Origin of the sequence: Promicromonospora sp. NPDC052451 (genome assembly GCF_044547525.1) — a bacterium.
Taxonomy (GTDB): Bacteria; Actinomycetota; Actinomycetes; order Actinomycetales; family Cellulomonadaceae; genus Promicromonospora.
On record NZ_JBIUAP010000023.1, the window covers coordinates 55,301 to 68,958 of the forward strand.

Below are 13,658 nucleotides of genomic sequence, written 5' to 3' on the forward strand. Positions count from 1 at the left end.
GGTGCCGGGCCGGAGAGGACGGGGTGTGGCATGGGGCAGGGCAGGCGGCCGCCGACGATGGTCGACGTCGCGCGCGCGGCCGGCGTCGCGCACATCACGGTGAGCCGGGTGGTCAACGACGAGCCGACGGTGCGCCCGGCGACCCGGGAGCGGGTGCTGCGCGCCATCGAGGAGCTCGGCTACCGCCGCAACGACAGCGCGCGCATGCTCAAGAGCGGCCGCTCCACGATGCTCGGCGTCGTGCTCGCGGGCTCCGAGCTGTTCGAGCTGCCCCGCATGCTCCTGGGCATCGAGCAGGCCGCCAAGGACGCCGGCCACTGGGTGAGCCTGGCGAGCTGGCAGGGCGGCACCCACGAACAGCTCGAGCAGTGCCTGGGCCGCCTGGTGGGCCAGGGCGCCGCCGGTGTCGCCGTGATCGCCGACCGTCCGGTCGCGCTGGAGGCGCTCGACCGGACGGTCGCGCGGGTGCCGATCTCGGTCGTGATGTCCGGCAACGTCGGCAACCCCGCGATCGGGTCGGTCGAGCTGGACCAGGAGGAGGGCGCGCGCCTGGCCACCCGGCACCTGCTCGACCTGGGTCACCGTGACGTGGTGCACCTCAGCGGCCGCCTGGAGACCTTCGACGCCCGGGCGCGCGTGGACGGCTGGCGTGACGAGCTGCACCGTGCCGGGATCACCGCACCACGACTGCTGCACGGCGACTTCAGCGCCCGCAGCGGGCACACGCTCGCGGCCGGGCTGGCCGACGCCGGCACGCTGCCCACCGCGATCTTCGCCGGCAACGACCAGATGGCGCTGGGTGTGCTGTCGGCGCTGGCCGCCCGTGGCCGCTCGGTGCCCGGCGACGTGTCACTCGTGGGTTTCGACGACATGGCCGGCTCCGACTACCTCGTGCCCGCCCTGACCACGGTCCGGCAGGACTTCGTGACCCTGGGCCGGCTGTCCATCGAGGTGCTGCTGGGTCTCATCGGCGGGGGAGAAGCTCGTCACCACCTGCTGCCCCCGACGCTCGTCGTGCGCGACAGCACCCGCGCCGTCTGACGGCGCACCGTAGCCGACGTCGCGGAAGGTCAGGGGCGCGGCGCCTGACGGCCCCTCGGCGACCAGGCCGAGGAGCACGCCGACGAAGCCGCCCGCGGTCTCGGTGCTCAGTGCCGTGTGCGGGAAGGTCGCCAGGTGTACCTCGCCGCCGGCGGTCCCGGCGGTGAACGCGTAGGACTCGCCCTCCGAGCGGATCCGGAGCACCACGTCACCCGTCACGGGGACCTCGGGCCGGACCACCTCCGCCCCGCCCACCCGTCCCGTGACGCGTGCGCCCCAGCCGCCGGCGGTGCGGTGGACGCGCGCGGCGAGGTGTGTGCCCTCGTCCTGGAAGGCGACCACGCCGGCGTCGTGCCCGGCGACGTCGGCGGTGCTCACCGTCGCGGTCAGCACGAAGCGGTGCATGTCCTGGCGGCGTGCGAGGAACGCAGGCACACCCCGGCCCGCCAGCGGTGCGGGCCGCGGGCGCAGTGTGACGGTGCCGGGCGAGACGGCCGCGTCGACCGGGCCGCGCAGCGAGACCCAGTCGGCAGGGCCCGTGGTGACCGGCCCGCCGGGCGTCACCCCCTGCACCCGCCCCACGCCGGGCGCGAAGACCGGGCCGTGCCGGTCCCACTCGACGGGGACGAGCAGTACCTCGCGACCCAGGGTGTGGTGCCCGTGCACGGGGCGGACGCCGAGCACGAGTGCCCACGCCGAGCCGTCCGGGGCCTCGACGATGTCGGCGTGCCCGACGTTCTGCACCGGCTCGCCGGAGCCGAGGTGGCGGTGGGTGAGCAGCGGGCTGCGCGGGTCGGTGCGGTACGGACCGGTCACCGAGGTGGCGGTCGCGGCGGTGACCGCGTGGTTGCGTTCGGTGCCGCCCTCCGCGGCGACGAGGTGGTAGCGGCCGTCGCGCTCGTACAGGTGCGGGGCCTCGACCCACTGACCGGTCAGAGCGCCGTGCCACAGGACGTGCGTCGGTCCGGTCAGCGTGAGCGTGGCCAGGTCGAGCTCGCGCAGCCAGATCTCGCCCGGTCCGGTGGCATCCGGCGCGGTCGCGTCGCGGGCCGCCGTGAACCAGGCCCGGCCGTCGCGGTCGAAGAACAGCGACGGGTCGATGCCGTCGGCGTCCAGGCGGGTCGGGGGCGTCCACGGTCCCGCGGCGTCCGTCGCCGTCGTCACGTATGTGGCCGCGCCGCGCCGGTCACGGGCGACCGTGAACACCACGTAGAACAGCCCGTCGTGGTGCCGGATGGTCGGCGCCCAGACACCGTCGGACACGGTGCTGCCCTCCAGCGGGAGGCTGCTCGCCCCGTCGAGCACGTGCCCGGCAAGCTCCCAGGTGACCAGGTCGCGGCTGCTGTGCACCGGGATCCCGGGGTGATAGGCGAACGACGAGGTGACCAGGTAGTACTCCTCGCCCACCCGGCACACCGAGGGATCGGGGTGGCAGCCGGGCAGCACGGGGTTGAGGACGGGGCGCACTGTGCTCTCCTTCGCGCGGCGACGCGCTCTTGACGAAATGGCAACGTTGCCATCAGCATAGGGGCACTTCCTACCCGGGCCCGCAGCCAAGACGCCGGGCCCGGCCTGACCCACATCGAGGGAGATGTGTCATGAACACGCACAGCACCGGATCCGGCCGCGTGCGGCGCCTGCGCGGCGTCGGCGCCGTGGTCGCCGCCACGAGCCTCGCCCTGGCGGGGTGCGCGGGGGGCGGCTCCGCGGAGGCGGGGGCCGACGGCCCGGTCACCCTGGAGTTCTGGACCTGGTCCCTGAAGGAGGCCGACCCCGCCGCCCAGGCGATCGTCGAGCAGTACGAGGCCGAGAACCCCGGCGTGACGATCAAGCTCTCCGAGGTGGGTGGCACCCCCGAGACGTCCTCGAAGCTGCTGGCGGCCGACCGCGCCGACGAGGTGCCCGACATCGTCCAGGTCGAGTACCGCGCGCTGCCGTCCCTGGTGACCGCGGGCGTGGTCCGCGACATCACGCAGGACGTGGCGCCGAACCGGGACGCCGTGGCCGACAACATCTGGGCGCTGAGCACGCTGGGCGACCAGGTCTACGGCGTGCCGCAGGACATCGGGCCGATGATGCTCACCTACCGCACCGACCTGTTCGAGAAGTACGGCGTGCAGCCGCCGACCACCTGGGCCGATTACGCCGAGGCGGCGGAGAAGATCCACGCAGCCGACCCCGAGGTGTACCTGGCGAGCTTCTCCGCGACGCAGCTCGAGTTCTTCGCGGCCCAGGCCGCCCAGGCCGGCGCCCGGTGGTGGGACACCGACGGCGAGACCTGGTCGGTCGGGATCGACGACGACGCCTCGCTGGAGACCGCCGACTTCTGGCAGGACCTGGTCGAACGGGACCTGCTGTCCGTCGAGCCGTTGCTCACCCCGGAGTGGAACGCCAAGGTCAACGACGGCAAGATCCTGAGCTGGGCGGCCGCCGCATGGGCGCCGAGCGTCATCTACTCGGTCGCCCCGGACACCGCGGGCAAGTGGGCCTCGATCCCGCTGCCGCAGTGGACGCCCGGCGACGCCTCGGTGCCGTTCCTGGGTGGGTCCACGTACCTCGTGCCCGAGAAGTCGGAGCACGCCGAGGAGGCCGCGAAGTTCGCCGCCTGGCTCGGGGCCTCCGACGAGGGCTCGGAGCTGCTGCTCACGCTCGACCTGTACCCGGGCGGCAACGCGGGCCGCGAGGCGACGCTCTCGAACGACCCGCCGCGCCTCATGCCGCAGCAGGAGGACTTCTACCAGATCGCCGACCAGGTCATCGACGACACGACGATCCCCGTGGTGTGGGGGCCCAACGTCAACGTCGCGACCAACGCCTTCGGCGACGCGCTCAACAAGGCTGCCCTGGACGGCACCTCCTTCCGCGACGTGTACACCTCGACCCAGGAGGCCGTGGTGAACGACCTCGAGGAGTCCGGGTACACCGTCGGGCAGCCATGACGGCCGTCGCCTCCGCCCGCCGGCCGGCCGGTCGCCGTGGCCGCCGGTCCCGGGAACTCGTCCCGTGGCTGTTCGCGTCCCCCGCGGTCGTGCTCTTCGTCTGCTTCCTGCTCGTCCCGATCGGCTACGCGCTGTACCTGAGCTTCCGGGGCCTGCGCATCGAGGGGTCCGGCGCCTTCGGGCGCCGGACCGAGGGGTTCGTCGGCCTGGACAACTACGTCGCGGCCGTCACCGACCCCGAGCTGCTGGCCGGCTTCGGCCGTTCGCTGGTCTACGGTGCGATCGCGATCCCGACGGTGCTCGGGCTGGCGCTACTCTTCGCGGTGCTGCTCGACACCCCGCGGGCCCGGCTGACGAGCTTCGCCCGGACGGCGATCTTCCTGCCCTACGCCGTACCCGGTGTGATCGCGAGCCTGCTGTGGGGGTTCCTCTACCTGCCCAGCACCAGCCCCGTCAGCTACGTCGCCCGGGAGCTGGGCGGCGGCAGCCTGGACTTCTTCGGCTACCCGACGCTGTACTTCGCGATCGCGAACATCGCGCTGTGGTCGGGCGTCGGGTTCAACATGATCATCATCTACACCTCGCTGCGCTCGATCCCGCAGGAGATCTACGAGGCCGCGCGCATCGACGGCGCGGGCGAGTGGGCCATCGCGTGGCGGATCAAGATCCCGCTCGTCACCCCGGCGCTGGTGCTGACCGGGCTGTTCTCCGTCATCGGGACGGTGCAGCTCTACAGCGAGCCCGCGACCCTGCGGCCGCTGGCCACCACGATCTCGTCCACCTGGGTGCCGCTGATGGCGATCTACCAGGAGGCCTTCGGCAACGACAACCTGGGTGGTGCGGCGGCGGCGTCGGTCCTGCTCGCCGTCGGCACCCTCGCCCTCTCGCTGATCATCCTGCGCTTCTTCCAGCGCCGAGCGTTCGGAGACGCCTGATGACGACCCTCACCGCCACGCGCCGCCCGACGGCGCCGGTTACCACGTCCCGCCGTCGACCAGGCTTCTCGCCCGCGGCCACCCTGGTGCTGCTCGCCGGTGCCGTCTACTGCCTGGTGCCCGTGGCGTGGGTGGTGATCGCCGCGTCCAAGTCGCCGCGCGAGCTGTTCACCAGCTTCTCGTTCCTGCCCGGCTCCGGCCTCGCCGACAACCTCGTGGACCTGGCCACCTACGGCGGCGGCGTGTTCTGGCAGTGGGGTGCGAACAGCCTTGTGTACGCGGGCGTCGGCGCGGTCGCCTCGACCGTCGTCTCGGCGATGGCCGGCTATGCGTTGGCCAAGTTCCGGTTCCGAGGGAGCGAGACGCTGTTCGCCGCGATCCTCGCGGGCGTCCTCGTGCCGGGCATCGTGCTGGCGATCCCGCAGTACCTGCTGCTCGCGCAGCTCGGCCTGGCCGGGACGATGTGGTCGGTGCTGCTGCCATCGGTCATCAACCCGTTCGGGATCTTCCTGTGCCGGGTGTTCGCCCAGGCGGCGGTGCCCACCGAGACACTGGAGGCCGCGCGGCTCGACGGCGCGGGCGAGGTGCGGGTGTTCACCACGATCGTGCTGCCGATGATGGCCCAGGGGCTGGTCACGGTGTTCCTGCTGCAGTTCGTGGGCATCTGGAACAACTTCCTGCTGCCGTTCATCATGCTGTCCGACCAGCGGCTGTACCCGATCACCCTCGGCCTGTACACGTTCCTGTCCCGTGGCGCGGGGGACTCCGACCTCTACCCGCTGGTCATCACCGGGTCGGCGGTCTCGGTGGTGCCGCTGATCGTCATGGTGCTGCTGCTCCAGCGGTTCTGGCGGGCGGACCTGCTCGCGGGCGGCCTCAAGGGGTGAACGCCCCCCGGTAGGGCGATTGCGAAGAAGACGTGGTGAAAAAGCACACATACGCGGCATTTGTCGCTATCGTCGTGCCGTCCCGAGTCTCGCCCTCGCCCCTGCTGGAAGAGAAGACGATGAATCCGACTGCGGCAACGAGCGACCCCGGCTCGGTGCTGGCCGGGTCACGTCCCGGCCGGTCGCCGATGCGGCTGCACGATCCCGTGGACGTCCCGGCCCTCACCGACGTGCTGTCGGCGCATGACATCGACGCCGCCTGGTCCGGCCTGCGCCAGGAGTGGGGCGAGGCCGCGCCCGTCGACCTCGGGGCGGGCACCCGGGCCTGGCTGGTGAGCGGGTACCAGACCATCGTCATGCTGGCCCGGGAGTCCGGCATGGTCACGACCGAGCCGGGTGCCTGGAACGGCACGCCCCGCGTGCCGCTGCCCGCCCCCGTGCGGCCGTGGTTCACCACCGGGCCGGGCCGTCGGGTCGACACGGCCTCCGGTCCGGCGCACGCGCGGCTGCGGGAACCGCTCGACGAGGCGCTGGCGGCCCTCGACGCGACCGACGTCGGCGGGGTCACGCGCGAGGTGTGCCAGGAGGTGGCCGGCCGGCTGGACGGCCGCGAGCAGGCCGACCTGATGCGCGACTACGTGGCCCCCGTGGCCCATCTCGCGTTCGGCGCGGTCCTCGGGCTGGACCCCCGGACGGGCCGGCAGGTGTTCGAGATCGCCGACGCCCTCGCCGCGGGGGTGCAGGACGCCGCGACCCTCGACGAGCTGAGCTTCCTGCTCGGCGGGCAGGTGATGAGCCGCGACACGGGCGGCGGCCTGACGCCGGCCGGCCTGCTCGCCCGCCATCCCGCGTACGAGGGCACCGACGAGGCGGTGGCCGGCATGCTGTCGGTGATGACCGGCGCGAGCCTGGGCCTGCAGGCGTGGCTGGGTCAGGCCCTGCTGCTCGCCCTCGCCGACGAGGGGTTCCTGCGCCGCCTGTCCGGCGGCCGGCTCGGCACGGACGAGGCGCTGGACGAGGTGCTGTGGCACGCGTCCCCCGTCACGGTGCTCGCACCGCGGTTCGCCGTGAAGGAGGGGCACCTGTTCGACGACGTCACCTACGTCGAGCGCGGTGACGCCGTCCTCCTGGCGGTCGGCGCCGCGGCGTCGGACCCGAGGATCCGGGGCGACGCGTGGGACGGGCTGGGCAACCGCGCCCACCTGGCCTGGGGTGCGGGCGCGCACCGGTGCCCCGCGCCGCGGCAGGCGCGGCTGATCGTGCGGACCGCCGTCGAGACGCTGCTGCGCCAGGTCGAGCCCGTGCTGGCGACCGGCGTCGACGAGATCCGCTGGGCCCCTGACTTCCGCTTCCGCCGTCCGGCCGCGCTGCCGGTGACCTTGCGGCGCACGGGTCCCGGTGGCTGACGCCGCCGCGGCCGCGGCCGGCGCAGTACGACACCGAGAACACCACTGGAGGAACTTGTGAGTCGCACGACACGCGTGCTGAACACCGTGCTCGCCCCCGTCGTGAAGGGGTACCAGGACCCCGACCGGGCCTGGGCCGACGCGGTGGCGCAGGTCGAGAAGGAGGCCGGCGCCGCCGACCGCCGGTTCGCCGACGACCTCGGCGCGGTCGTGCGTGGCGTGGCCGAGATCCCGCGGCTCTCCCCGCTGGGCTGGTCGCTGATCATGGCCGACGTCAAGGCCCGGTACGCCAACCGGCTCCGGGTCGAGCGGGTGCTGGCCGAGCACCCGGAGATCCTCGACGAGCCGATCACGGCCCCCGTGGTGGTCTGCGGGCTGCCGCGTACCGCGACCACGTTGGCCCACCGGGTGCTGTCCGCCTCGCCGCAGCACCGCGCCCCGCTCCTGTGGGAGATGCAGGACACCGGCTTGGCCGACCCGCGCGCGGAGCGCAAGCTGGTGCGGCAGCTCTCCCGGGGCGCCGCCATGATGGAGCGGTTCGCGCCCGACATCCCGCACATCCACCCGATCGGCGTGGACCGGCCGGAGGAGTCGATGTTCCTGCTGCCGCACGGCAGCCACTGGCCGATCCTGCACGGCCTGATGCCGGCCTACACCGCATGGCTGGCCCAGCGGGACCTGACGGGCGACTACGAGTACCTGAAGCGGTGCCTCCAGGTGCTGCAGCACGGGCGGACCCCGCGGCGGTGGTTCCTGAAGTACCCGGCGCACCTGGGTGACATGGACACGATCAAGAAGGTCTTCCCAGACGCCACGTTCGTGTGGACCCATCGGGACCCGGTCACGGTCATCGGGTCGTTCTGCAGCCTCGTGGAGACCTTCTGGGGCATGTACCAGCACGACACCGACCGGCAGGTGATCGGCCGGTTCGCGCTGGAGCACCTGGCCGCCCAGGTCGAGCGCGGCCTGGAGCTGCGCAGGAACCTGCCGCCCGCCTCGATCGTGGACGTGCCGTACCACAAGCTCAGCGCCGACCCGTTCACCGAGGTGCCGCGGCTGTACGCGGCGATCGGGGCCACGTGGACGGCCGAGGACCAGGACCGCCTGGCCGACGTGGTCGCCAAGCCGCGAGGCACCCCTTCCCACCAGTACGACCTGTCCCGCTACCTGGACCCCGCGCAGGTGGAGCGGACGTTCGCCTCCTACAACCGCCTCCTGGACCGCCTCGACATGCGCGACGCCGAGCCCGCCGTGGAGCTCTGACCGGCTGCGGTCCGTCAGGTCTTCAGGAACGCCCCGGAACGTTCGAGCACGAGCGGTGCCGTCTCCGGGCTGCCGTTGAGCGGGACGATCTCCACGGGGGTGGTCGACGAGCCCAGCACCGCGCGCGGCACCGGCCCGAGCCGGACGAGGTGCCGTAGGTCGCGGTGGTGCCGGGCGAGCACGAGGATGTCGCCGTCGGTCGCCGCCCCGAGCAGGGCGGCGACCGGCTCGCCGTGCAGCAGGGACGTCTCCACCGGGACGTCGGGGAACGCGGCGGACCACTCGTGGACGGCCGTCTCCAGCATCCGTGCGGTGGACTGCTCGTCGGTGCCGTGTCCCGGTGCGGCACCGGCCTCAGGGGCCTCCTTGACGTGGACCACCCGCAGCTCGGACCCGAGCACGGCCGCCGTCGCGAACGCGTGCGACAGGAGCTCCCCGGCACCGCCCGGAGACTTCACGCCGACGACGACACGGCCGTGGTCGCTCGGTTCCCAGTCGGCCGGGACGACCACGACGGGGACGCTCGACCGCTCGGTGACACCGAGGGTCGTCGCACCCGTGATCAGGCGTTCGAGCCCGCGGCGGGACTCGCGTCCCAGCACGACGAGGGCGCCGTCCGCCGCCGCCGCGACCAGCTCCGGTACCACGGGGCCGTGGCCGAGCAGCGGGTCGACCTGCACGTCGGGCGCCGACGTGCGCGCGTTCGACACGGCGCGGTCCAGCACCTGCTGACCGGCCCGCCGCAGGTAGGTGGTCTCGCGGGCCTGCGTCGGCCACATGCCGCCCTCCGGCAGGACCGAGGGCGCCACGTGCACCATCCGCACCCAGCTGCCCCGCGCGCGGGCCTGGCCGATGGCGTACCGCAGCGCTCCCGAGCCCTGGCCGGTGCCGTCGGCGTCGATGCCGACCACGATCGCCGGCGGTCCCTGACGGACGTTCATCATGTGCCACCCCCTCCTGCTCCCACACGCGAGCCTGCCCGCCGCCGGGACCGGCCGGCAGGGGCGAGAGTCACCCGCCGACGGGACCTATGTCCGTCGGTGGCCGGCAGCCGCCGACGGCACGCGGGGGCGGTGGGCGACCAGGACGCCGAGCGGGGCCGAAGGTCCCGCGGGCGCGGGGCCGAGGGCCCTGACGGGCCGGCACGTGCACGGGCCAGTGTCGCGGTGTCGGAACAGGCCGGAGCTCGGGGGAGGTGCGCCGCGATGCGGGTACTCGTGGTCTATGAGTCGATCTTCGGCAACACCGGGCTGATCGCCCGGGCGGTCGCGGCGGGCATCGAGCTGGGCATCAGGACGGGCGTCGAGCTGGGCACGGAGAAGGGCCTCACCGCCGGGACCGACGCTCCGGCGCGCGTCGACGTCGTCGAGGTGGGCCGGGCCCCGGCGGTCGTGCCGGAGGACGTCGGGCTGCTGGTCGTGGGCGGCCCCACGCACGCCTTCGGCATGTCGTGGCCCTCGACCCGGCGCGACGCCGCGGCGCTGGCGCCCAAGGACGGCGAGGTGCTGACGCTGCGCGGGCTCTCCCGGGAGCGGGGGATCCGCGAGTGGCTCGGCGACCTGCCCGGGACGCGGGTGGGCGTGCCGACCCGGGCCACCACCTTCGACACCCGCACGTCCGCGCACCTGACCGGCTCGGCCGCCCGGGCGGCCGCCCGCCGCCTGGCCCGGCTGGGCTATCCGATCGTCGCGGCGCCCGCGAGCTACCGCGTCGTCGACGTCACCGGCCCGCCGGCCGACGGCGAGCAGGGCCGCGCCCGGGCGTGGGGCAGCAGCCTCGGGGTCTGGGCCACGGCCCGGCGGGGAACTCCCGCGTCCTGACCCGGTGCCCTGACCCGGTGCCCTGACCCGGTGCCCTGACCCGGTGCCCTGCTCGTCAGCGCCCGCTGTCAGGTCGGTCACCCGGTCCGGGCGTCAGGCGTGGACCACGATCACCGGGCCGGCCGCCCGCCGCAGCACGGCGTCCGCGACCGAGTTCCACACGCGGCCGGCGAGTACTGAGTGCGGGCGGCCGCCCACCACGACCAGGTCCTCGGGGCCGAGGCCGTGCAGCAGGGCGTCGGCGGCACCCTCGTCGCGGAACGTGAGCACGGCGGACACGGCCGGGTACTTGCCGGTCCACCGAGCCACCCGGTCGTGCACGTCCTGCCGCTCCGGGCCGCCCGGGGCGTCGGGTCCGGTGCCCGGCGCCAGGTCCGGGTCGAGCCCGTGCACGATCTCCAGGGGGCAGGCGCGCTGCTGCGCCTCTGCGAACGCCATGCCGAGCTGCGGGTCGGGGTCGTCGCCGTCCATGCCGACCACCACCCGGCGCGGGTCGCCGGTCCATGCCCCGGCGGGGACCACGGCCACCGGCCCGGGCGCGGTCGCCGCCGTGGCCGCCGACACCGAGCCGAGCGCGGCGCGGCCCCATCCGCCGAGCCCGCGCCGGCCCACGACGACGAGGTCGTTCGCGGTCGACCGCTGGGTCAGCACGTACGCCGGCGTGCCCGGGATGATGCGCTGCTCGACGTCGTGGCCACCGGGCCGCGCGCCGTCGAGCCGCGCCACCGCCCGTTCGACGGCATCGCAGGCGTCGGTGCGCGTGTTCGCGTGCACCAGGGCCGTGCGCGGGCTCGACGGCTCGGTGCCGTAGGCGCCCAGCACGGTGAGCCGTGCGGAGTGCCGGTCCGCGGTGAGGGCCGCCCAGTCGACGGCGGCCATGCTCTCCGCGGACCCGTCGACCCCGACGACGATGCCGCGGTACCAGGTGGTGTCCATGACGGCCTCCCTCGTTCCACGGGCGGACCGCCCGTGACCCCAGCGGACCATGCGGCGGGCCGCGGACGGCAGGGCGGGAGGGCCCGCCGGGGCGGTCCAAGGGCTCACCTTTGCCGGGACGAAGGTCCCGCCAGGGCAAGGCGGGCCGTTCGTCCTACCGCTCAGGGGCCGTTCGGCCCCTGCTCCGGCCTGGCCTGCCCGCGAGACTGGCGATGCCGGCCGCGCACGGCCGGGGCGACGACGCTTCGCCGGCCGTGCGCGTGTCCGGACCACGGGAAGGGAGCGGGTGACCATGGGACGACTCGACGGCAGGGTGGCGGTCGTGACGGGCGGCGCCAGCGGGATCGGCCGGGCGATCGCCCTCCGGTTCGCGGCGGAGGGGGCGGCGGTGCTGGTCACGGACGTCCAGGACGACGCGGGCGCGAAGGTGGTCGCCGAGATCGCCGAGAAGGGCGGCCGCGCGGTGTTCGCGCACCACGATGTGGCGGACCAGGAGGCCTGGGCCGCGGTGGTCGACCGGGCGGTGACCGGGCTCGGCGGCCTCGACATCCTCGTGAACAACGCCGGCATCGGTGACCTCGGCTCCATCGAGGACACCACCCTGGAGCAGTACGAGCGCACCATCGCGGTGGACCAGACCGGCGTCTTCCTGGGCACCCGAGCTGCGGCCGGTCCGCTGAAGGCGTCCGGCCACGGCTCGGTCATCAACATCAGCTCGATCTTCGGCACCAGCGGCGGTTTCGGCACCTCGCCCGCGTACCACGCGGCCAAGGGCGCCGTGCGGACGCTGACCAAGAACGTGGCCCTGGCCTGGGCCCGGGACGGTGTGCGCGTCAACTCGATCCACCCGGGGTTCATCGACACGCCGATCCTGGACGCCGCCCGGGGCACACCGTTCGAGGCGGCAATGCTCGACGTGACCCCGATGGGACGGCTGGGCCGGCCCGAGGAGGTCGCCGCCGCGGCCGCGTACCTGGCCGGCGACGACGCGTCGTTCGTCACCGGCTCCGAGCTCTACGTGGACGGCGGGTACATCGCCCGCTGAGCCCGGTCCCCGGCCGTCCGCCGTTCGATTCGGCACGGCGCCGACCGTGGGATAGCCTCCGTGCCGTGCGCGTGATCTCGCTGCTCCGCTCGGCCGTCGCCGGTCCTCGGCGGGGCCTGGCCGGAGCGCTGGCGATCCTCACCGTGATCGTCGGCGTGGTCGCGATGCACTCCCTGAGCGGTTCGCCCGCGACCCACGCGCACCCCGTGCCGCACGAGGCCGCACCGGCCCAGGTCGCCGCCGCACACCCCGCCGCCGTGCCGGTCATGACTCGAGCGGCCGAGCAGCCCGCCACCGTCGCGCCGGTCGTCGACGCCCCCGCGGGCCACGCCGGGAACGAGCGGGACACCGGCCCCTGCTGCAGCGGGTGCGGCGGGCACGACGCCGCCATGGCGATGTGCCTCATGATCCTCGTCGCGCTGCTCGCCCTGGTGGCGCCCGTACGGCGTCTGCTCTGGCGCGCACCGGTGGCACTGACGGCCGCGCTGCCGCCAGCGCGCGCGACCCTGGGCGGCCTCGCCGCGCCGTCCCTGCACGAGCTCTGCATCTCCCGGACGTAGACCCCGGCCCCGGCGCGCACCCGCGCCGGCCCGAGAGCGCGACCGTGCCCGAGCACCGTCGCGCCAGTGAGTGCTACCCCGAGACGACACCAGAGGAAGACCCCATGAAGCGCACCTTTCTGTCCACGACCGTGTCCGCGATCGCCCTCGCCGGCGCCCTGGCCCTGACGGGCTGCTCCGGTTCCGCGGACCCGGAGCAGGACACCGCGACCGCGGCCGGCGAGCACACGGCCCACAACGACGCGGACGTCATGTTCGCGCAGATGATGATCCCGCACCACGAGCAGGCGATCGAGATGGCGGACGTCGTCCTGGCCCGGCCCGACGCCGACCCGCAGGTCACGGAGCTGGCCACGCAGATCAAGGCCGCACAGGCCCCGGAGATCGAGACGCTCGGCCAGTGGCTCGACACCTGGGGTGCCGAGCGCACCTCGGAGCACGGCGGGCACGCCGGGATGGACGGCATGATGTCGGAGGACGACATGCAGATGCTGGCCGACGCGGCCGGCCCCGAGGCCGACCGCCTGTTCCTGGAGCAGATGATCGTGCACCACCAGGGCGCCGTCGAGATGGCGCAGGAAGAGGTCGAGTCGGGCGAGGACGCGGGCGCCGTCGAGATGGCGCGGACGATCGTCGACACGCAGGCGGCCGAGATCGAGACGATGGAAGGCCTGCTCGCCTCGATGTGACCGCTGGTGGTGGGGGGGGCCGGGGGCGCGCCCCCCCCCCCCCCCGCCGCGGGGGCGCGGGGGGGGGGGCGGCCCGGGGGGCGGGCCCCCGGGGGGGCGGGGCCGGCGGGCCCCCGGGCCGGCCCGCCCCGCGGGCC

Annotated in this window: 12 protein-coding genes and 1 pseudogene; 10 read left to right on the forward strand and 3 right to left on the reverse strand. The window is 74.2% G+C overall.

What is annotated here, in order from left to right:
- Positions 1-30: 30 nt before the first annotated feature.
- Entirely contained in the window at positions 31-1,041 is a 1,011-nt protein-coding gene (locus tag ACIG47_RS26075) for a LacI family DNA-binding transcriptional regulator (RefSeq protein ID WP_397433975.1), read from the forward strand.
- A gap of 60 nt (positions 1,042-1,101) precedes the next feature.
- Here the strand turns inward: ACIG47_RS26075 and ACIG47_RS26080 are convergent.
- A pseudogene (locus tag ACIG47_RS26080) lies at positions 1,102-2,622 on the reverse strand (family 43 glycosylhydrolase); the annotation flags it as partial.
- Positions 2,623-2,639: 17 nt separating this feature from the next.
- Between ACIG47_RS26080 and ACIG47_RS26085 the strand changes: the two are divergent.
- From ACIG47_RS26085 to ACIG47_RS26105, 5 genes are all read left to right on the forward strand, one after another.
- The gene (locus ACIG47_RS26085; RefSeq protein ID WP_397433976.1) at positions 2,640-3,980 is read left to right on the forward strand and encodes an ABC transporter substrate-binding protein; all 1,341 of its coding nucleotides are present in this window, start codon (positions 2,640-2,642) and stop codon (positions 3,978-3,980) included.
- A complete protein-coding gene (locus ACIG47_RS26090; RefSeq protein WP_397433977.1) occupies positions 3,977-4,915 on the forward strand; it encodes a carbohydrate ABC transporter permease in 939 nt (312 codons plus the stop codon). The genes ACIG47_RS26085 and ACIG47_RS26090 overlap by 4 nt, the downstream gene beginning before the upstream one ends.
- Positions 4,915-5,802 (forward strand): carbohydrate ABC transporter permease, encoded by an 888-nt coding sequence (locus tag ACIG47_RS26095; protein WP_397433978.1) that lies wholly within the window; start codon positions 4,915-4,917, stop codon positions 5,800-5,802. Before ACIG47_RS26090 ends, ACIG47_RS26095 begins: the two co-directional genes overlap by 1 nt.
- A gap of 119 nt (positions 5,803-5,921) precedes the next feature.
- Entirely contained in the window at positions 5,922-7,208 is a 1,287-nt protein-coding gene (locus ACIG47_RS26100) for a hypothetical protein (protein ID WP_397433979.1), read from the forward strand.
- Positions 7,209-7,265: 57 nt separating this feature from the next.
- Complete coding sequence (locus ACIG47_RS26105) at positions 7,266-8,471, forward strand: sulfotransferase family protein (RefSeq protein WP_397433980.1); 1,206 nt, start codon at positions 7,266-7,268, stop codon at positions 8,469-8,471.
- 14 nt (positions 8,472-8,485) lie between these two features.
- Here the strand turns inward: ACIG47_RS26105 and ACIG47_RS26110 are convergent, their stop codons facing one another.
- On the reverse strand, positions 8,486-9,415 hold the full coding sequence (locus ACIG47_RS26110; protein WP_397433981.1) for a universal stress protein: 930 nt from the start codon (positions 9,413-9,415) through the stop codon (positions 8,486-8,488).
- Between the two features lie 261 nt (positions 9,416-9,676).
- Between ACIG47_RS26110 and ACIG47_RS26115 the strand changes: the two genes are divergently transcribed.
- Positions 9,677-10,291, forward strand: coding sequence for a flavodoxin/nitric oxide synthase (locus tag ACIG47_RS26115; protein WP_397433982.1), 615 nt, complete (start codon positions 9,677-9,679; stop codon positions 10,289-10,291).
- A gap of 93 nt (positions 10,292-10,384) precedes the next feature.
- On the opposite strand, the gene ACIG47_RS26120 is transcribed toward ACIG47_RS26115, so the two are convergent.
- Positions 10,385-11,227, reverse strand: coding sequence for a universal stress protein (locus tag ACIG47_RS26120; RefSeq protein ID WP_397433983.1), 843 nt, complete (start codon positions 11,225-11,227; stop codon positions 10,385-10,387).
- Positions 11,228-11,519: 292 nt separating this feature from the next.
- Here ACIG47_RS26120 and ACIG47_RS26125 point away from each other — a divergent pair, with 292 nt between their 5' ends.
- From ACIG47_RS26125 to ACIG47_RS26135, 3 genes are all read left to right on the forward strand, one after another.
- Positions 11,520-12,272 (forward strand): SDR family NAD(P)-dependent oxidoreductase, encoded by a 753-nt coding sequence (locus tag ACIG47_RS26125; RefSeq protein WP_397433984.1) that lies wholly within the window; start codon positions 11,520-11,522, stop codon positions 12,270-12,272.
- 65 nt (positions 12,273-12,337) lie between these two features.
- Positions 12,338-12,832: a DUF6153 family protein gene (locus ACIG47_RS26130; protein WP_397433985.1), complete on the forward strand. Its 495-nt coding sequence runs from the start codon at positions 12,338-12,340 to the stop codon at positions 12,830-12,832.
- A 104-nt stretch (positions 12,833-12,936) separates the two neighbouring features.
- Positions 12,937-13,521, forward strand: a complete 585-nt coding sequence (locus ACIG47_RS26135) for a DUF305 domain-containing protein (protein ID WP_397433986.1) — start codon at positions 12,937-12,939, stop codon at positions 13,519-13,521.
- Positions 13,522-13,658: the final 137 nt, after the last annotated feature.